Here is a 19998-nt window from a genome sequence, read left to right as displayed (position 1 = left end):
TGCACCTGCCGTGGATGAGAAACTGACTATGATAAACCCACGTAATAGTCCAAAATACCAGCCATACACGAGTGTTAATACAGCTGCGCCTGGTAAGGAAAGACCGGTCACGATCACATAGATTAAAAAAGCGGCACCGTAGACCAGAACCGGGTGTTCCTGTTGAAAATTGAGGAGTTCCGTCTCCTGTTTAGCCAGGCTTTGTAAAGTCAAAGCATCGCCAAATTGTGTATAGGTAAATACGATAACGACAATGACAACCAATAAGATGACAAGTTTCTTTACCAGTCCAGGCTGGGCCTGTTGTTCAGGGTTCCGGGTCATCTAGCTTGTTCCTTGCTGGTAGGGTCTGTTTAAGTAGCTTTCGGATTTCACATTATCTTTCATTGAATCTATGAGTATGTCGGAGTGACATCGAATTCCTTACAAAAACACTTAAATATTTTTGAATCGCGGTTGACGGTCCCCATTTTATCTAAAAAATCGTTGGTTTTTATGATTTTCAAAGTAAGGTTCCTTTTATCAAATTCATTTTTTTGATGTATATCAAGAAAATAAGACCCGTCAATGGTGAGTCACGCGCGAATGAGGCAAACGAAAGTGGACACGTAGTGCTAACTGCTTTGAATAGGAATTCGTCTGGAGTTGACAATATTTGATATGATTGTCCACAATGGTCTCACGATCTCCTACCAGAAACTGTATAAATTTTGATTCGGTAATTGCTCTCTAAACGATACCATTTATGGCTTCTTGAATTTATGGAAAACATGATCGAAGTAGACAATAAAAAACTGGAGCCTGCATCTTGGGTCGAAGAGCATGGTGATTTTCTTTATCGTTACGCAGTTTCGAGAATGCGGAACAGCGAATCGTCAGAAGAAGTTGTTCAGGAAACCTTTGTTGCAGCACTGAAGCATATTGAACAATATCAGGCAAAAGGAACCGAGCGCGCCTGGTTATTAGGGATACTCAAACGAAAAATAATTGATTTCATTCGAGAGCGTACCCGTACAGTCTCATTGAGTGAAGAAAAAATAATTGACTTGCCCGATACATTATTCGATCAGAGTGGAAACTGGAACAAGGATATACAATCCGCAGGCTACACACCACTTTGTTCGTTAGAACGAAAAGATTTTTGGCGAATTCTGGGAGGTTGTTTAAAGAAACTTCCATCACGACAGGCGGATGTATTTGTGCTGCGCGAGATGGAAGATCAAGGCACTGCAACGATTTGTTCTGAATTAGAGATCTCAGCATCAAATTTGTGGGTTTTACTACACCGCGCTCGTTTACAGTTATCAAATTGTATGAAGATGAGCTGGAAACTGGACAGTGAATAATCAGGCTTGTGAATAATGCGTACATGTAAAGAAGTCTCAAAACTGATTTCTGAATCACTGGATCGAAAGTTACCATTGCGGCAGCGCATCGCGCTAAAGATGCATTTAGTGCTTTGCAGATTCTGTCGACGATTTCGCAAGGATCTCCAGTATATTCGCGGTCATATCCGTCAACAAACAGACGATGTGAGCATCTATGAAGAGAAGTTGTCTGATATCGCCCGAGATCGAATTCAGCGCCTGCTCGATTCGGAATCATAGCGTTTCTCGCAATGATCACTCCTGGTCTTATCTATTAGCTCTCTGTTTGTGTTCTTATTAACACTTCTCTGAAATTGCGTTCTGTACAATTTCAAATATTCAGAGTTCATTTGAGTACCTTCAATTTCATTTGTAAGGTTCGCAGAGAAATCACATCGACTCCTTTAGAAAAATGATGTAGAGTACGTACTGAAAAAAAACACCTTAATAAGGGTAATGAACATGGAATATCAGGAATTGCAAAACGTCGATAGCTTTATGGCCGGATTAATCAAACGCAATCCGGGAGAGCCGGAGTTTCATCAAGCGGTTCGTGAGTTTGCAGAAAGTGTGATTCCCTTTTTAGTGGAACATCCCAAGTATCAACAAGCTCAGATTCTGGAGCGAATGACGGAACCGGATCGGATTGTGATTTTTCGTGTGACATGGGAGGATGACCAGCAACGCATTCGTGCCAATCGAGCTTGGCGCGTGCAATTTAACAATTCAATTGGTCCCTATAAGGGAGGCATGCGGTTTCACACCAGTGTGACACAAAGCGTTTTAAAGTTCCTGGGTTTTGAACAGACCTTTAAGAACAGTCTCACTGGTTTACCTATGGGAGGCGCCAAAGGTGGATCAAACTTTAATCCGAAAGGCAAGAGTGATGCGGAAGTGATGCGATTCTGTCAGTCATTGATGACGGAACTGCATCGTCATATTGGCGAAGATACTGATGTTCCCGCGGGGGATATTGGTGTGGGAGCACGTGAAATCAGTTACCTGTTCGGTCAATACAAACGCCTGGAAAATCGTTTTGTGGGAACGCTTACTGGCAAAGGCCTGGCATTCGGCGGTAGTCTGATACGCACCGAAGCCACCGGTTATGGGTGTGTCTATTTTTGTGAGAACATGTTTAACCGCTCAGGAGATAGTATCAAAGGCAAAACCGTGTCGATTTCCGGTTCGGGTAATGTGGCCATTTATGCTGCTGAGAAGGCGTTAGAACTTGGCGCTCAAGTTGTCACGTTCTCCGATTCATCGGGATTTATTCATGACCCCGATGGAATTGATGCAGAGAAAATCGCGTTTGTCAAAGACCTCAAAGAAGTCAAACGTGGGAGAATTAGTGAGTACACAGAGAAATATAAGGCGGCTACTTTCCATGAAGGAAAACGCCCTTGGAGTGTTCCCGTCGACGTCGCGATGCCTTGTGCTACACAGAACGAACTCAGTGGTGAAGAGGCGCGCCTGTTGTTGGCCAATGGTGTGAAATCGGTCTGCGAAGGAGCGAACATGCCAACCGAGTTGGAAGGGGTTCATGCTTTTGTCGAGTCGGGAATCCTCTACGCGCCCTCAAAAGCCGCGAATGCCGGTGGCGTAGCTGTTTCGGGGCTCGAGCAAAGTCAAAATGCATTAAGACTTTCATGGAGTCGTGAAGAGGTTGATGAACGCCTCCAGGCAATTATGCGCGACATTCATACTCAGTGCGTTACATATGGTAATCAACCAAAGTCAGAGACCATTAATTATGTGAATGGTGCTAATATCGCCGGCTTTTTCAAAGTCGCTGAAGCGATGCTGGCATACGGCGCTGTTTAATAAAAAGGAAACCTGGAAACAATGACAGATTTTTTTGAGCGCAGTCTCATTGTACACGAGCAACTCCGAGGGAAAATTGGTATTGTTGGAAAAATGCCCGTTACCAGTCGCGATGATTTATCGTTAGCCTACACGCCTGGAGTCGCTCGCCCCTGTGAAGTCATTGCCAATGACCAATCCCAGGCACGCGAATTGACAATTAAACATAATAGTGTTGCCGTGGTCAGTGATGGCTCTGCTGTCCTGGGGTTGGGTAATATCGGCCCGCATGCAGCGATTCCAGTCATGGAAGGTAAGGCGCTGCTGTTCAAGGAATTTGCGAACATCGATGCCTGGCCTATTTGTTTAGATACGCAGGACGTTGACGAGATCGTTTCTACAGTGAAGAGAATCGCACCGGTTTTTGGTGGTATTAATCTGGAAGATATCTCTGCGCCGCGGTGCTTTGAAGTTGAACAACAATTACAGGACATTGGCATTCCTGTTTTTCACGATGACCAACATGGGACGGCGATAGTGTTGTTAGCGGCGCTCATCAATGCAGCGAAACTTTTAGATCGTGATATGACGAAACTAAGGGTCGTCATCAACGGCGCGGGAGCCGCTGGCACTGCTATTGCCCGTCTTTTACGTTGTGTCGGTCACAGTCCAGACGTTTGTGTATCGGTAAACGATGTCGTCGTCTGCGATTCGAAAGGGGCCATTCATAGAGATCGCTCCAATCTGGCAGAGTACAAACAAGAATTGTTAAAGTATACAAATCGAATGAATCGCAGCGGGAGATTGCAGGATATGCTTGAGGGGGCAGATGTTTTTATCGGAGTAAGCAAAGGAAACCTGCTTTCAGTAGATGATGTTTCAAAAATGGCAGACGATTCGATTGTATTAGCCATGGCGAACCCGATACCAGAGATCATGCCGGATGATGCGAAATCCGGCGGTGCTGCAATCGTAGGTACGGGGCGAAGCGACTTTCCCAATCAAATCAATAATGTGTTGGCTTTTCCGGGACTCTTTCGCGGTGCATTAGATGCCTGTGCCTCTGTGATATCAGAAGAAATGAAAATTGCTGCCGCTTATGCGTTGGCTGCTGCCACGACGGACCTGTCTCCAGAAAAAATATTGCCTGATCCACTGGATCGAAGTATAGCTCCTCAGGTTGCTGCTGCCGTTGCAAAAGCAGCCATGCAAGAATGATGGTATGAGTGAGCGCGTTCCTTTATCGCATGTCAAATTTGCCGTATGAGCGAGAGTACAAGTGCGGTGAAGTCTCGGTAGAAGTTCGTTTTAAAACGGAAGTTCTTACAGGAAGCAGAGCAAGTTTATAACTGATTTAATTGTAATAATCCGCACAGATTGTGCTGACTTAAACCTTTTAAGGGCAAAACATCCGCTTTTTCGAGAATATCCCTGTCGTTAATTCGAAACGATTAAGTGCTACGATTAATGCAACCGATAAAATGTTACTTCGTTCATATCACGGGATTTGATTCTGTTTGCGCGATCAACATTGATTTCTGATCGGCTACTCAAAGAACATCAGATTTTCGAAGTCGATTCACTTGAACGTCTCTTGCACCAAAATTTGTCCGTATAAATATCAGGGACTCCAACCAGCTCAAATTGAACCCTGTGCGATACACGGAATTCTCGGCTGATGAAATATCAAGATACTCAGCTACGTTCAATGTTAGGGCAGTCTCACAAAATCATAGCAAGATTGATTGTATTGGGAGTCAGCTTCTCATGCTGTGTGCACAATTCATTGTTGGGACAGGAACTTGTTGATGCATTAGTCGCCGAGACGACGATTCAACCATTCCTTGATCAAGAGCCTGATGTTTCACACTCAGGGAAGCAAGTGTTTGCAACTTCTGCAGTTCCTGATTGGTTTGAGCGGGATCATACCAGTGAATGCGCGTTGTGTAATGATCGCTACCCTACCGGGCATCTCAGTGGATTCCTCCAAGTTGACTCTGCTGGCTTTGATCAATCAACGGACAGCGTGACAGCATTTGGAGTCATCAATGACAAAACCGCTGTGCGTCGCGCACGGCTCGCTCTGATCGGAGAAGTTGCTCAGGACATTGGTTATAAACTCGATGTCGATTTTGCAGCATCAGGGCACCCAAGTGCACGGGATGTCTTCATCGATTTCAATAATCGACCAATTGCAGATCGATTGGTTTTTGGTAACACAAAAGTCCCCTTTCAACTGGAAGCTCTCACCAGTTCAAAAGACTTTACGTTTGCAGAACGGGCTCCCTTTTTTACGTTTGCTCCATTTCGACAGGTCGGCATCTGGGCTGATGGGAGATTTGAGGATGAGATGGGAACATGGTCGATCGCTGGCTTTCGAGTTGGCAAGGGTGGGTTTGTGCTTAATCATGCCGATGATGGACACGGTTTTGCAGCCAGATCGACAGTTCTTCATTGGTATGAAGATGAAGGCCGCTATCTGCTGCATACGGGAGTGAATTATAGTTATATGCAACCTTTCGATAAATCTGTCAGATACGATGCAAAATTGAGTTTCTTTACCAATCAGGAGCCAGGCATCATTAGTCCGGGTGTTCCTGTTTTAGTTGATACCGGTACGATTCCCGCTGAGGGCGTCAACCTGTTTAACTTTGAACTTGCGGGGACGATGGGCTGGTTAAATTATCAAAGTGAACTAACCTATGCGCTGGTTGATCAAATCGGTGGCCCACCATTAATGTTTTACGGCGGTTATGGACAGATTGGTTGGTTCTTAACAGGCGAATCGAAGTCCTATAATCGTAAGACAGGTGTCTATGGTTCAGTTGTGCCCGCCGAGAATGTCTGCGATGGTGGATTAGGTGCCTGGGAACTTGCGCTGCGGGGGACCTATTTGAATTTGAATGACGAAAATATTACGGGAGGGCGTTTGAATACATTCGAATTCGGTATGAACTGGTATCTCAGTCAGCATCTCAGTATCAAATTTAATTATGTGCGCGGGTTTGTCAATAATGTAACAACCAATGACGTGGCGCTCGATACTTATGGTGCGCGTCTTCAAATCATCTACTGATGTTTTATTGGTGTATGTGCATGGTATTTATGGCATTGTAAGCAACTTTGAGTGGCCGTTGTTTTGTTATGACAAGTCACGCAGGTTTTTTGGCTGATCGGCTGGAAACCGCTGGTGCAGGTTTCATCACAGTTAACATTAACTGTCCAGGACAGGTTTGCCGAATCGCGGAAAAAATAGTCCTGCTTTAAAATGGGAGTGTTGTCTGTATTTTTTGATTTTTCAAATGTATGACAACTTCCACATTGATCCTGGGTACCTGTCAGTAAATGAGGAGCATGAGAAAAAGCGGTGAATCTCTCCTGTGAGTGCTGACCGGGAGATGGCAGCCAGTTGATCTGGGAGAGACCCGTTCTAGGGTCTTGATCTATGGAGTGACAGAGTAAACAACGTCCGGAAGCAAGTGCTCCCTGCGAGTCTTCCAGTCCGGAAGCGGTTGGGTTTGAAATAATCTGCCAGAGGTGATCGCTGTTCATGGATACGCGGCGATCTTGAACAGCCCGATTTAACCAGCCTTTTAGCAGTGGGTCAGCATGCCCCAACGGTCGGTAACGAATTGTGAAATTGCTGTCACTCAGTGACCAGCCGTTGCTGTTATCAATAGTAGAAGGAATTGATAACAGCGACGACTCTGTTTTGTCTAGTACAGGAATCGATTTTTTTTCCTGATGCAGTTTCATTTCGGTAGCAAGATTCGGAAACCAGATTTGTTGTGCCAGCAGTAATGTCGGGATTATTGATGGCTGGAGATTTGAGTATTCAGGATGCGAATTTCCCAGACGTTGTTTTAGAGCCAATTCTCCAGAGAGTGAGACATTATACAACAGTCTTTTGACGGACCAGGCAATTTCTACAATAGCAGCATTATGTTTTTGATCGAGGTTGTTCAGAACGCGGTAATCAATGGTTCCCAGTTGCTGCATGGCGGATTGATATTTAGGATCGTATTCCATCAATAGTTCCATCAGACGAGGTAAGCGGGCCGTTTTAAAGGTGCCTTTTGTATGTGGCCACTCTCCTTGGGATTCCATGATCTCGGGAGCAATCACAGGGAGCGCGAAAAAGGGCATCCCGGGAAATTCAACATCTTTGATTTGTGGTTCATGGCAACTGGCGCACATGTTTTTAAAGCTGCCTGTCAGCATAATCTTGCCTGTTGGGTCTGTGGAATGGCAGGAATAGCAGGATTCCGGTTTTTGGCCTTGAGGCATCGTCCGCTTAAACTCGTCTGCCATGAAATAGCGATTTAGGTGTTGTTGATGATCGAAATAGATTCCTGATCGACGTTGATAAGGGTAATCTCCTAAACCGGGGTGCCCATGTTCAAAGCTTTCGAATTGTGTAGTATGACAGGTCTGGCATTGCAAGTCAGTCAAATGTGTGAGATCTGCTTTTCTGCCGTGGTGTTCCCGGTGACAGGTGGAACAGGCGAGCTTGTCCTTCAAGGCAGGCGAACTTGCCAGTGAGGAAAGTTGTAATGCAATTGGAGCTTTAGATGGTTCTTGATTTAATGGAATTCGTTCGGTAATTTCAGACAGTCTGTCAACAGAAATGCCATGCGGGAACAACGCTTCAGATCCCAGGTCTGAGTGACATTTCAAGCAACGTTCAGAGTCATTAAGAAGAGTTTTGCTATCCAACGCACTATGGATCCATGTTGCGAAGCCCCCTTCAGCTGCGGTATGACAGGCGTTACAGTCAGATTCAATATTTGCATGCGATGCAGTGACTTCTCCGGGGATGAGTAGAGAAGATGGTGATGAGCCACTGAATACAGCCAGGGAAATTGAAACAGCAACAATGGCAGCAATCATTCCCAATAATCGGCGTTTTGCGAAAAGACTACGTCGCGGATGACAACGAGAATCAGGCTGACAACATGTCCCTTCTCGTGTTGGTCCCTCTTTACATTTGCCACCATTCATGGTTGAACGAGTGCAGGAATATTTGCCGTCTTTCTCTTCAGGTTGACATTGGCTCTGTAACTGACATTCACCTCTACTGTCTGGACCCAGCCGACAGGGTTCACCTGATTCACACATATGCCCGCAAATCCACGTATTCGCAGGGCGTTCGTAATTACTGTTCTTCCAGTCAAACGATTGTAGTGGTTCGGTCATCCGATGGTACCCGCAAAAGCACAGACTGCGATCGTATGAAACAAAGCAAAAATTATCAGCGAATAGGTTAGTGGAATATGCACAAACAGCCAGAGTTTCATTGTGGCCTGCAGAGCATGTTGGTAATCAAGATCGTCTTTTAATTGAACCTGTTCTTCAAGCTGATGCAGTACGGTTTGCTCCTGCTCATTCAGATAAGGTATCAGTGCAGAAAACCTTTGTGACAATTGATGACGATGGCGTTTTGAATGCAGCAGGTGGCGCATCTGGTTACAAGGGCCAGAGAAGAAGCTTCGAAGATGTTTGTCATAGAAATCAGGGATCGCAGAACCTAAGTCAGAATTTGCATTATCAAATATTAGTACTTTTACTTTGTTGTGTATGGTACGACGATGGATGGGGATTCGCTCAAAGATGACCTCTTCGCCTCGCGAGAGAAGACGATAAGGAATACTGCGCGACAAGATCCAACCGATGACTCCACTGAGAAACACTGTGGAATATGTCAGAAAGAGTATGAATTCAAACAGACCATCCGGAATTCTCATTTTAATGTGTAATAGAAATAACACAGATGACAGTAAGCCGATAAAAATATGAAAATGAAGCCAGGTCGAGGTATTTCCGATGGGCAAAAACGGTAGTTTTTTGCGTAGCTGATAGCTTGCCAGGATAAAGGTAAAAATTAGTAAAGTCACCCCGCTGGCAAATGATGTATTTGAGAGAGTAATCGAAAAAAGATAATACGCGATAAAAATAATTGCGGAAAGAAAAACGAACGCTGTCAGAGCGATTTTTTGTTGAAAGAAAAGGTTTCTCATGATGTGAAAACCTTTTCTACTTTTGTTGCATCGTGCATGTCTACTCGGAAAAGTGCGTCGTGCGGGCAGGCTCTCTCACAGGCTGGACCGCCTCGTTGGTCAATACAAAGATCGCATTTAGTTGCTTGTGTGAGCGGTGAATGGGTTTTGGAATCAACGATGAGATTCCCTGTTGTATCTCTGATATCGACCATGCGAATCGCGTCGAAAGGACAATTGCTCGCACACTGGGCACAGCCGATACAGGTTTGTTCATTGATGACAATGTCACCTTGCGCGAGATCTCGATGGATAGCACCGGTGGGGCATTCAATCATGCAGATCGGGTCTACGCAATGCAAACAGGAATTGGGAATCATATATTGATTGAGAATAGGCCCGTGCCTAACAAATCGCGGATTATTATCATGAGCCGTAGCACAGGCGCGCACGCAGTCATCACACCGGGTACAGCGATCAAGATCGATCACCATTAATGAGGTTCCCTGGACATAATGGCGATCTACGAGCTGACTGAGCAGAATGTCATTTTTAATTCTGACTGATTGACTTCCAGCAGTTCGAACGGTTTGCTTATTTTTGCGAGTCTCGGGTGGTTCGTGAGACGTATTCCATTCAATGATTTCCTCAACGAGTGAGGTCGGAACGAGTACTATGTTCAAATGACCGATGGCACTGAGCTGCGCTTGACACGAAATCGGAGATAGTGACTCGATACCTGCCTGGATTTCATTTAAGCAGAAGATCTGGCCGGGAGATAAATACCCTATTGTACGACGTCCATTATAATGCCGCTGGCTGATTCTGGCTAACCCGCTTCGAATCATAATGATCCCGCTAGGGAAATCCCCTTCCCGAATAATGACCGGTTCTCCGGCATCGGTCTTATTCTGCTCGCTATTTTTGAGTTCTTTAAAGGGTTTCGATGAGTCGTAGTTTCCAAACGTATGAAACTCAACCTGGTCAACGATACGTTGCATTAACTCTGGTTGACAGTTTTCAATAAGCGGATCGGTCCGAAGAAATGCAGCCAGTGCGCGTTCGCGGAAGACATCCTCAATATAACGTTTCAGGCCTCCGTTCTGGTCATATCTGAGAATATCACGTATCCCTTGCCAGCGAATTTCAAGAAGTTGTGATACTCCTTCCGAAAAGACGGTCGCAACGCGGCTGGTGCGTCCCAAGGCAGCGAGTTCTCCAAACCAGTGACCGGAATCAAGCCGTGCAGTGCGATATTTATCGAGAACCGTTGATACTTCCTGAAGATAAATTCGTGTGCCCCCATGAGTAGATCTCGAATTGAGGAATGGTTTGTTGCTACCTGTAGAGGCGATTTCACGCACTTCAGGTTCTCTGTTATTTCGCCATAGTTGAGCGAAGGATTCCCATAATGATTTTCTCTTCGCAGTGCGGCGTCCCAGTATTTCTTCTGGTAGCGATGACTCTCCTCTTTCCAATTCAACACATACATTCCCTGAGAGAATGAAAAAAGCAGAGTTTCCCCAGTCACCCCGACGAACAATGATATCCCCCTGATCAAAGCCAACGATTCGGGCATCGTTCATTAAAATATCACGAAAAGGGAGAGACCGCTTAAAACCTGTGGGGTCGATCTGTGAAAATGGAGGCGATTTCAGTAGCGCATCGACTGTCTCATCAGTCATTTGCTCCTCACTACCTGGTTCGAGTGAGAAAGGTTTATCCCAGCGACGTGGTCTTGAAATAGATGGGTCTGACATAAGGGACAGCTTATTTATGACTTTCTAAAAGAGAGAGCTGTTTTAGTTTTTCAAATATTTGTCTTTATATTGTTGGGAAAAATGTGGTGGAAGCTGGTTGATCATGGTATCCAGAGCGGCAAGTTTTGATCCATCGTGATTCTCGGCGAACAATTTTGCTTGCTCAGCGATTTGGTCTGCCACTTTAGTATACGTCTCATTGTCATTTGGTTGAGGAATAAAGAGTGTAGCGAGCAGTGGGCCCATGAGCGTAGTTACCTTTTGAATTTCAGGTGCAGGTGCAAATGCACTGATTTGTGCCAGTTTGCCGCTGGCTGCTGCTGTGACTCCGCCAAGTTGGGGGATGACTGCCGGGTTCGTAAATTTGGCACGTAATCGGAGCGCTGTTTCTAATTGGACTAGAGTTCCAACCACAAACTTCATTCGTCTTCGATTTTCTGCAGTTCCACCTGTTCGTTCCATCCACAATGAGGGGGCATCTGCATTTTTTGATTTATTTACAAGAAAGTTGTGCTTCATTTCTCCACTGGTCCAGGAAACGAAGTCAAAAGCACTTGCTGATTTATGACCCGCAGCGATTAATTTTTCGTTTCCCACTAAATGACACTTAAAGCAGGATTTTGACAGATCATAGAGATTAGAAGATCGTCGCATTCCTGCATTGTCGCAAGCATTCAGTCGTGCTGTTCGGTGTTCTGGAGTCTCTTCAGCACGAGGTATTGGCATACTGTTGTGGTAAGACTGGTGACGGTTTAACCAACCCTCTTTTCCCCCTGATGCACCATGGCATGACTCGCAGGAAATTCCGGAAATGACTTTCGTTTTGCCATCGCGTATGGCTTTGGTAGCATGGCAATCCGCGCAAATTGAATCAGCCAGTAAATCAGCACTCGTTAGTCCCAGAGCGTTTGCATATTTTTTTGTGTTGCCTTCAAATTTATATAATCGGAGATCCGGTGACTGGAAATGTACGGTTTTCATCCAACTTGCTACTTCGGACGGGTGGCACTTTTTGCAGTCTGCAGCGGCAATTCCCATGATTTTATTGGTTGTAGTATTTTCTAAAGAGGTAAATTTCTCGGCGCCAGCTACTGGCTCGGTTGCGTACATTTTTTCAGAAGAAATAGAGCTTACTCCTGGGATGACTAATCCAAGAATAATCAGCAGAAGCAGATAGTGATTTGGCTTCAATCGGTGAATTCTGCTTGTGGCGAAATTCATTATTAGAAACTTTCTTTATATGTGTGTCGGAGTTGGGCTGGAGCAAAAATACTGATTGTAGTGGTTACTTATCAGTCTGCCATTCTTGAAGTGTAATACAAATATGACCATGTAAATGCATGCTATGCAATATATATAACGAGAAAGAAAAATGGGTTTCTACTCAATTTTTCGGCTAGTTTGGAGAATTACAGACTATTCAGAGAATGGATAGTTACTCTGAGCTAGAAAACACGTTTTGTATATATGGCCCACGGATTACTTAAATTCAAACAAGTATCAACAGGCTATGTCAATACAAGACCATGCTCAATATTTTGAATGTAATACACTTAATAGGAATTAACAATGATGCATCTGGTTGCAACAGGCTCAAGGCCGGGTGAAAAAGTAGAATGGTTGATCCCTGAATCAAAACCATTAATGTTAGGTCGAAGTGCTGAAAACGATTGTGCAGTTCCATGGGATACTACAATTTCACGTGTTCATGCCGAGTTCCATCGCGAAGAAGATCATCTTCAGATCCGTTGTTTTCCCAGCGTCCGTAATCAAATATGGTTTGATGACCAATTTCATAGTGAGGTGAAGTTATCAATCGGAGATTCCTTTCAGATTGGAACGACGCAATTCCATTCAATTGATAGAGGAACAAATGATGGTGTGCTGGAAATTCTTGATGATCTTGATACGGATTCAGGCATCTTAACCGAAGCCAGTCTTCGTACATCTGATTTTCGAATTGAAGCGGTATCCAAACTGGTTCCGACCCTCTGGCTTTCGAAAGATGAAGATAATCTTGCAAAGAGTACCGCCCAAATTCTAAAGGATGTAATGCATCATGCAGACGTGGTTGCGGTGATTAAAAGTGATGGAGTAAAAAAATGGAGTGTCGCTTTCTGGGAACAACCTGTACCGGGTTTCAGGCGGGTTTCTATTGTAAGATCTCTCGTTCGCGATGCGTTGAGGAATGGTGAAACGGCAATCGAAGTTGAAAAAAGTATGCGTGGCGAACCATTGGCTAATGGGCGCTGGGCTTTCTGCACACCGGTAAATTCAGATGGTAGTGATACTTGGTGCCTCTATATATGTGGTCGTTTTGGAGAAGCCTCTCCTTCAAAGGCTTTTTTATCAACTGAAGATCTGCAGGACGATTTGAATCTAGTTGAATTACTGGCACAAATGCTGTCTGCTATTCGCAGAGTACGTAAACTCGAAGATCGTTTCTCTGGTATCGAACAGTTCTTTTCTCCTGCAATTATCAAAATTGTTTCTGAAGAAAATACGAAACATACTCTAGAACCTACAGAAACAGACACCTCGGTTTTGTTTTGTGATCTGCGTGGATTCTCCCGGATGACTGAAGAAGCCGGTGGGAATTTACACATGTTTCTGGGGCGTTTGAAGAAAGCATTGGGAGTAATGACTCAGGGAATCAACAGCCAAAATGGAGTGATCGCAGATTTTCAAGGAGATAGCGCGCTTGGCTTTTGGGGCTGGCCTCTTCCACTTAATAGCGGTGCACTTCCGGCTTGTCGCGCGGCGTTACGTATTCAGCAGATGTTTAAAATTTCAAATAGTACCGAACGAAATGAGCTAAGTGGATTTGAAGTGGGTATCGGAATCACACGGGGAAATGCGATTGCTGGCAAAATTGGAACCAGAGAACAGGCAAAAGTAGGTGTCTTTGGTCCAGTAGTCAATCTCGCTTCACGATTGGAAGGGATGACAAAACAGATTGGGGTTCCGATCTTGATTGATGAAGCGACAGCTTCTGATGTCCGCCGTATGCTGCCAGAAAAAGAAGGTCGTTGTCGACGTATCGGACTATTTCGACCTGCCGGGTTTGAGACGCCAATTTCTGTGTTCGAGTTACTGGCATCTGAAGGGAAAAGTTCAATCTCAAACCAAAATATTGCTGACTTCGAAGCAGCAGTCACTGCTTTTATTGACGGAGATTGGGAGCGTGCTCTTGAATTGCTGGGGCAACTTCCACCCAAAGATCGTGCGAAAGATTTTTTACTTCTTCAGATTGCCAGCAAAAATTACACGGCCCCCGAAAACTGGGATGGCGTCATATCACTGATGAAATAACCTGAATCCATTCTGGAATCTCGGCTACGGATATGTTTGTATGTACATATCTGTTTTTAGTTGTAGTAGCGATCAATTCAGTTAATTACTCATCAGAATGGTCCGATTATACCGATTATTAGTATTAAGCCGCATTAGATGTGTTGCGCGCAAACTCTTTCCAGACTTGATGAAATTGTAAGTCTACGTTTTGTAGTTCAGGAGTATAGGAATGGATTCCTCTCCACACGGGATTCAAATTAAGACGTGGCGATGTCTTATCTTTGCAGTGGCACTATTTGCAATGATTATTCCAAACATTGCTTTTCAAGATGCACAGGCGGAAAACAAGGGGTTTGTAAAACTATCTGGTAAAAAAACCTCAGCTGAGAGTGTGTCAACTACAAAGCTTGATGAGGTTCAACAATATGTTGTTGATCAGGCACATGCTGAGTGTTATGTCGATGACCCGTTCCCCTCAGCTGCGAAATGTGGAAAGTGTCATCCACAACATTATCGTGAATGGTCGGTCTCGCCTCATGCTTATGCTCAGTTGAGCCCTGTCTTCAATGCCATGTCGAACAAATTAATTAAATTGAATAACGGTACGTTGGGTGATTTTTGTATCCGTTGTCATACACCCGTTGGTATGGCGCTTTCCGAACCCATTAATATGAGTAATCTGGACAGATCGCCGACATCGCGTGAGGGTGTGACTTGTGTCTCGTGTCATCGAATTAATCAAGCATGGGGTAAAGGGGCTGGACGGCAGGCACTAGTCAGTGGAGATCTCAATCAGGTTGTGTATGGCCCTGTGGGAGATGAAAATCTGGCAGCTGTTTTATCAAATCCAGATAAATACGGCGTGCTTAAAACAGACGATGATCCCACGATCAGAGGTCGTGCAGTGCATGCGCGAGCTGATCGGTTTTTTCAATTAACTACATCTGGTTTTTGTGGTACCTGTCATGATGTATTTGCTCCGAACGGTTTTCGGTTAGAAGATGCCTTCAGTGAATTTAAACATTCCCCTTCTGCTAAGAAATGTAAAGAAAACTGCCAAGACTGTCACATGGGAGCAGTGCCAGGTCAAGCTCTGGGTTATGACTTTTCGCCTGCAGCCGTAATCGGCAATGTATCGACGCCAGTGCGTAAGCATACGAACCATATGATAGTGGGGCCGGATTATTCGATTGTTCATCGCGGAATATTTCCTCATAACCCAAAGGCAGTTCGCGAAGAAGATTCAGAACCAGCGCCGGATCAGGGGTTAGCCACGATGCGTGAATGGCTATGCTTTGATGATGCTGCTGGCTGGGGAACACCGGGTTTTGAAAAACTTGTGACAAAAGAAGCCTATTTTCCTGCCCCTTGGGATGATCAGAGGAAACGCATTAAGGCACGTCATATTTTGAATGACCAATATGAATTACTCGGTGAAGCGGCAACACAGAGGTTGCAAATATTAAGAGCAGGATATCATCTGGGAGAAATCCAAGTTGAAAAAGCAAAGTGGTATGATATGCAATTCTCTGTTCCCGTTTCCAATATTACATTGGGGCATGGAGTACCTACTGGTTTTGATGCTGAGCGTGTTGTTTTTTTGAGGACAATGGTTTGGGATCAAAGTGGCAGACTCGTTTTTCAATCGGGTGACCTGGATCCAAACGGCGATATTCGAGATTCACACTCTCTGTACGTTCACAATGGTGAAGTTCCGCTTGACAGGCAATTGTTTACTCTTCAATCACGATTTCTTACACGTAACATTCGCGGGGGAGAGCGGGAGCAGGTATTGAATGTGCCTTACTCTCTCGACCCACTTCCCTACTTTCGACCGGCGACTCGACCTTTTACCGTTTTGGGGCGTCCTATTGGAGCTCGAAAGCAAAAACAGAATATTGAAGCAAAAGGAAAGCGATGGGCCAAATATCGTCTTTCAAGAAAACAGCTGACCGGGCCTGGAAACTATACAGTTCGCGTTCAATTGATTGCGGGTATGGTGCCTGTCAATTTAGTTCATGAGATTTCAGATGTGGGCTTTGATTATGGTATGTCTGCCCGGGATGTAGCGGACGGTGTTGTTGATGGGCATATGGTACTTTATGAAAAAGTAGACTCAATTTGTATTCCATAATTTAGACCTTTTATGAGAAGTATATCAATACAACAAATCTTGATCTGCATTCTAGCGAATACCATATTATTGTATTCAGGTGTAGTTGATGCGCAGGTTTTTGAAGAACCTGGCAGAGTAAGCCTCCCCCCTTCTCCGGAATATGCGGAAGAGGTAGAAGCGGCTGATCAGAATGATGAGTTCTATATAGATCCCTACGCCGAGCGAGTTGAGTACGACCCCGATGTCAACTACGATTCTGCACCCATCCATTGGAAGCTGGAAGAAATATTCTTAGAGATGTTATCAGCACCCGCTGAACCTCTGGCTCATCTAGGTGAGTATATTCTGTGCGAAGAACATTACAGTCCGGAAACTCCATTGGAAGACCATGCAATCGGTTTACAGCCAATTCCTGAGCGTCCCGATTTGTTAATTGAGACGAATGAAAAGTTTCTGGATATTGGCTTTTTGAACCAGGGAATCGTTCTTCCTACCGGTGCAGTCTGGAGACCTTCGTTCTGGGTGTTTGGTACTTATCGCACGGGACTCAATTATTTTGATAATCGCGCAGGAACCAATGTCAGTGAATGGGCCAATCGTCTGGATTTATTCGGTCAATTGAATCTCTCTGGAACGGAACGCATACTTGTCGGTCTGCGTTCACTGGATAAAGAACTGACAGCCTCACGACTTTTTACCAGCTATGACTTCCATGAGGGCGAATGGCTTGATGGACTCAATGCTGACATACAAACGCTCTTCTTCGAAGGTGACTTTGGCGAAATTTTTCCAAATCTGGATCCATACGATGTTCATCGATACGACGTGGGGTTTTCTGTCGGTCGTCAACCAATGTCGTTTCAACAGGGTTTATTGATTAACGAAGATATGGTGGATGCGGTCACAGTTACACGCAATACGATTAACGGTGGAAGCATTTTAAATATGCGCGTTACAGGCGTGTATGTTGAAGACGAGATCAACCGTAACAACAATGTGCGTGATCCCGATTCAAAACTATACGGAATTTTTACGGAAACCGATCTTGCAACAAGCACGGTCAATGCTGATGTGGCGACCGTCTATTCCAGTAATGCGCAATTTGGCAGTATGACCGCATTTGGATTGAGTGCCATTCAGCGGTTGCATGGGTTTCACAATACCTATAATACTTCATTCCAGGTTTTGGGGTCTTTTCCTCATGAGGGAGAAACAGCGGCCTCTGGTCAGGGAGAATTGCTCTTTAGCCAGGTCTCAATGACACCTCATCACTCGAATGATCTCGTATATTTTAACACGTTCTGGGCGATTGACCAGTTTACTTCTCCTGCACGCGGTACACTGGCCGGTGGTCCTCTGGGTCAGGTGGGTTTACTGTTTGCGGCCTCTGGTTTAGGGCGTTATGGAGCACCTTTGAGTAACCAGGCAACCGATGCGGCAGGAGCCAGTCTCGGTTATCAGCTGTTTTATGATAAGACGCGACAACAGGTGATTTTTGAAATTGGTGGTCGAAAAAATACTCAGGGAATCAATGATGGTGCCTTGGGAACCGCTATTCGTTACCAGAAAGCAATTGGACAACATTGGATCATGCTACTTGATACCTTTGTTGCTAAACAGGAATCGCGGGGCGTCTCTTCAGGTGCTCGTATCGAATTTCTGGCAAAGTTTTAAAAGCATTCTCGTCATAATCTTTTTCAGATTCGTAGTACCAGTTGATAGCCTCTCCCAGCGACATGCGATAAGAATAGAATGTAAATCCCTTACTGTCTATGCTTAAGAGTTGTAGTGACAGGACCGTCTTCCGATGAAGCACTTGTTGTTACTTGCAGCAATCGTGTAGAATGATGAACCAAAATGATACTGACACCGCTTGGGAGATTTGTTGATTGTCTGATGTGCATGAAAACCCAGAGGAGTTTCTGAGCCGGTTGCGCAAGGATCCGGAGGGGGTACTTGCAGATGAATACAGCCTGCATCGAGAGCGTCTGTGGCGAATCGTGAATTTTCGCCTCGACCGGCGTTTACTAGGCCGTGTCGATGCGGATGATATCCTCCAGGAAGCTTACCTTGATGCGGCCACGCGGATTGAACATTATCTGAATGATCCAGCGATTACGTTTTTTATCTGGCTGCGTACAGTGGTCGGTCAAACCTTGATAGATGTGCATAGACGTCATTTGGGGGCACAGAAGCGTGATGTCCGTCGTGAAGTCAGGCCAAACCGAAGAGTCTTCTCTGCCTCAACTTCATTTCAAATTGCGGATGTTTTGTTGGCAGATATGTCGTCGCCGAGTCAGGCAGCGCTGAAGGAAGAGTTGGCTGCTAAATTACACGAAGCACTTGAAAGTATGAATGAAATCGATCGTGAAATATTAGTGCTGCGGCATTTTGAAGAATTGTCCAATCTGGAAGCTGCTGAAGTACTTGAAATCGAAGCGAAAACTGCCAGCATGAGATATTTTCGTGCATTAACCAGATTACGCTCCATTCTGGTTCAAATACCCGGTATCATCGAATAATCTGCAGTACTTTAAGAGTGCCCTTGTAGAATCATATCAACAGGACAACACGTAATGTTATCTCCTGATTCACATCACGCGATAAAAAGTCTGACGCCTCCAGAGCTTCCGGATTTGGAGCAGATCGCCGATGCGTTTATCATTCAGATTCGAAGCGGATACAAGCCAGAGATCTCTGAGTATATAGAACGTTACCCTGGCCTTGCAAAAGAGATCGAAGAAGTATTTCCCGCCATCGCAGCGTTGGAAGCAGGGAAAAATGTAGATCATTCTTCGGGGAAAGTTTCATTAGGAGAACGGACGCCTGAGCAACTGGGTGATTTCAAGATCATTCGGGAAATTGGACGTGGTGGAATGGGCGTGGTTTATGAAGCCGTTCAGGAATCTCTCAATCGACGCGTCGCACTGAAACTATTGCCGCGGCATTCGCTCCTTGGTGAAAAGCAACTGAAGCGGTTTCGTCGTGAAGCAGAACTAACGGCTTCACTTCATCATACCAATATTGTCCCCGTATTTGGTGTCGGCGAGAACGAAGGTTTCCATTATTACGTGATGCAACTGATTGAGGGAGTTGGACTGGATGAACTAGCACAACAGTTTGTGCTGACTGACGCCGATACATCTTCGAACAGACCTACAGAGGGGAATGATACACTTGTTCGACCGAACAGTGATCTATCTACATTAAAAACCAATGACTCTGATTTGAAGTCGACTCACAATCCAGAACGCAAAGGTGTACTGCGAGCTGACTTTGAAAAATATGTCGACTCTCCAGAAAAAATCGCTGTTCTGGGTGTTCAGGCTGCGAATGCTTTACAATACGCGCATGATCGAGGCATTTTACATCGCGATATTAAGCCCGGGAATTTATTGTTAGACAGCGATGGTTTGTTATGTATCACCGATTTTGGTTTGGCGCGAGCAGCCGAACAGAGTGATTTGAGTAAATCAACGGATGTCGTTGGTACGTTGGGCTATATGGCTCCTGAAATGTTTCGTGAAGAGACCTGTTCTCAAAGTGATATTTATGGATTGGGAATCACCTTATATGAACTATTGACGAAGCGTTCTGCAATTGTACGCACGAATCGACATGAAATGATCAGTCAGATCACGCAAGGTTCGATTACTCCACTCAGA

Annotated in this window: 14 protein-coding genes and 1 pseudogene; 10 read left to right on the top strand and 5 right to left on the bottom strand. The window is 44.9% G+C overall.

All coding sequences use genetic code 11. The features are described 5' to 3' along the window. Positions 1 to 324: pseudogene (locus Q0668_RS04810) on the bottom strand (TVP38/TMEM64 family protein); the annotation flags it as partial. Between the two features lie 446 nt (positions 325 to 770). Between Q0668_RS04810 and Q0668_RS04805 the strand changes: the two are divergent. From Q0668_RS04805 to Q0668_RS04785, 5 genes are all read left to right on the top strand, one after another. After that, the gene (locus Q0668_RS04805) at positions 771 to 1346 is read left to right on the top strand and encodes a sigma-70 family RNA polymerase sigma factor (RefSeq protein ID WP_298860615.1); all 576 of its coding nucleotides are present in this window, start codon (positions 771 to 773) and stop codon (positions 1344 to 1346) included. A gap of 15 nt (positions 1347 to 1361) precedes the next feature. Next, complete coding sequence (locus tag Q0668_RS04800; protein ID WP_298860612.1) at positions 1362 to 1607, top strand: zf-HC2 domain-containing protein; 246 nt, start codon at positions 1362 to 1364, stop codon at positions 1605 to 1607. A gap of 222 nt (positions 1608 to 1829) precedes the next feature. After that, entirely contained in the window at positions 1830 to 3188 is a 1359-nt protein-coding gene (gene gdhA / locus Q0668_RS04795) for an NADP-specific glutamate dehydrogenase (protein WP_298860610.1), read from the top strand. A 21-nt stretch (positions 3189 to 3209) separates the two neighbouring features. Then, complete coding sequence (locus Q0668_RS04790; protein WP_298860607.1) at positions 3210 to 4385, top strand: NADP-dependent malic enzyme; 1176 nt, start codon at positions 3210 to 3212, stop codon at positions 4383 to 4385. Between the two features lie 460 nt (positions 4386 to 4845). After that, positions 4846 to 6243: a porin gene (locus Q0668_RS04785; protein WP_298860604.1), complete on the top strand. Its 1398-nt coding sequence runs from the start codon at positions 4846 to 4848 to the stop codon at positions 6241 to 6243. Here the strand turns inward: Q0668_RS04785 and Q0668_RS04780 are convergent. Genes Q0668_RS04780 through Q0668_RS04765 form a run of 4 tightly spaced genes read right to left on the bottom strand, consistent with a single transcriptional unit; the run spans position 6237 to position 12144 of the window. Beyond that, positions 6237 to 8363, bottom strand: a complete 2127-nt coding sequence (locus tag Q0668_RS04780; RefSeq protein WP_298860601.1) for a hypothetical protein — start codon at positions 8361 to 8363, stop codon at positions 6237 to 6239. The two genes, Q0668_RS04785 and Q0668_RS04780, sit on opposite strands and share 7 nt — an antisense overlap. After that, a complete protein-coding gene (locus tag Q0668_RS04775; protein WP_298860598.1) occupies positions 8360 to 9184 on the bottom strand; it encodes a hypothetical protein in 825 nt (274 codons plus the stop codon). Before Q0668_RS04775 ends, Q0668_RS04780 begins: the two co-directional genes overlap by 4 nt. Further along, positions 9181 to 10923, bottom strand: coding sequence for a cyclic nucleotide-binding domain-containing protein (locus Q0668_RS04770; protein ID WP_298860595.1), 1743 nt, complete (start codon positions 10921 to 10923; stop codon positions 9181 to 9183). Before Q0668_RS04770 ends, Q0668_RS04775 begins: the two co-directional genes overlap by 4 nt. A 42-nt stretch (positions 10924 to 10965) precedes the next feature. Continuing rightward, positions 10966 to 12144 (bottom strand): cytochrome c family protein, encoded by a 1179-nt coding sequence (locus Q0668_RS04765; RefSeq protein WP_298860592.1) that lies wholly within the window; start codon positions 12142 to 12144, stop codon positions 10966 to 10968. A gap of 348 nt (positions 12145 to 12492) precedes the next feature. Between Q0668_RS04765 and Q0668_RS04760 the strand changes: the two genes are divergently transcribed. The 5 genes from Q0668_RS04760 to Q0668_RS04740 form a co-directional block, all read left to right on the top strand. Next, the gene (locus tag Q0668_RS04760) at positions 12493 to 14235 is read left to right on the top strand and encodes an adenylate/guanylate cyclase domain-containing protein (RefSeq protein WP_298860589.1); all 1743 of its coding nucleotides are present in this window, start codon (positions 12493 to 12495) and stop codon (positions 14233 to 14235) included. A gap of 211 nt (positions 14236 to 14446) precedes the next feature. Further along, positions 14447 to 16351, top strand: coding sequence for a multiheme c-type cytochrome (locus Q0668_RS04755; RefSeq protein WP_298860586.1), 1905 nt, complete (start codon positions 14447 to 14449; stop codon positions 16349 to 16351). A 12-nt stretch (positions 16352 to 16363) separates the two neighbouring features. Beyond that, positions 16364 to 18007 (top strand): hypothetical protein, encoded by a 1644-nt coding sequence (locus tag Q0668_RS04750; protein ID WP_298860583.1) that lies wholly within the window; start codon positions 16364 to 16366, stop codon positions 18005 to 18007. 224 nt (positions 18008 to 18231) lie between these two features. Then, positions 18232 to 18855: a sigma-70 family RNA polymerase sigma factor gene (locus tag Q0668_RS04745; RefSeq protein ID WP_298860618.1), complete on the top strand. Its 624-nt coding sequence runs from the start codon at positions 18232 to 18234 to the stop codon at positions 18853 to 18855. 54 nt (positions 18856 to 18909) lie between these two features. After that, positions 18910 to 19998, top strand: a 1089-nt coding sequence (locus Q0668_RS04740; RefSeq protein ID WP_298860581.1) for a serine/threonine-protein kinase, incomplete at its 3' end; no start/stop codon positions are given.

The sequence above is a fragment of the uncultured Gimesia sp. genome (assembly GCF_937910335.1).
Taxonomy (GTDB): Bacteria; Planctomycetota; Planctomycetia; order Planctomycetales; family Planctomycetaceae; genus Gimesia.
This window is presented reverse-complemented; position numbering and strand designations above follow the sequence as displayed.

Coding starts and splice junctions, on each gene's coding strand:
- Q0668_RS04785 (WP_298860604.1), top strand. CDS start 4,846: ATGAAATATCAAGATACTCAGCTACGTTCAATGTTAGGGCAGTCTCAC.
- Q0668_RS04750 (WP_298860583.1), top strand. CDS start 16,364: ATGAGAAGTATATCAATACAACAAATCTTGATCTGCATTCTAGCGAAT.
- Q0668_RS04760 (WP_298860589.1), top strand. CDS start 12,493: ATGATGCATCTGGTTGCAACAGGCTCAAGGCCGGGTGAAAAAGTAGAA.
- Q0668_RS04775 (WP_298860598.1), bottom strand. CDS start 9,184: ATGAGAAACCTTTTCTTTCAACAAAAAATCGCTCTGACAGCGTTCGTT.
- Q0668_RS04805 (WP_298860615.1), top strand. CDS start 771: ATGATCGAAGTAGACAATAAAAAACTGGAGCCTGCATCTTGGGTCGAA.
- Q0668_RS04780 (WP_298860601.1), bottom strand. CDS start 8,363: ATGACCGAACCACTACAATCGTTTGACTGGAAGAACAGTAATTACGAA.
- Q0668_RS04770 (WP_298860595.1), bottom strand. CDS start 10,923: ATGTCAGACCCATCTATTTCAAGACCACGTCGCTGGGATAAACCTTTC.
- Q0668_RS04790 (WP_298860607.1), top strand. CDS start 3,210: ATGACAGATTTTTTTGAGCGCAGTCTCATTGTACACGAGCAACTCCGA.
- Q0668_RS04755 (WP_298860586.1), top strand. CDS start 14,447: ATGGATTCCTCTCCACACGGGATTCAAATTAAGACGTGGCGATGTCTT.
- Q0668_RS04800 (WP_298860612.1), top strand. CDS start 1,362: ATGCGTACATGTAAAGAAGTCTCAAAACTGATTTCTGAATCACTGGAT.
- gdhA (WP_298860610.1), top strand. CDS start 1,830: ATGGAATATCAGGAATTGCAAAACGTCGATAGCTTTATGGCCGGATTA.
- Q0668_RS04765 (WP_298860592.1), bottom strand. CDS start 12,144: ATGAATTTCGCCACAAGCAGAATTCACCGATTGAAGCCAAATCACTAT.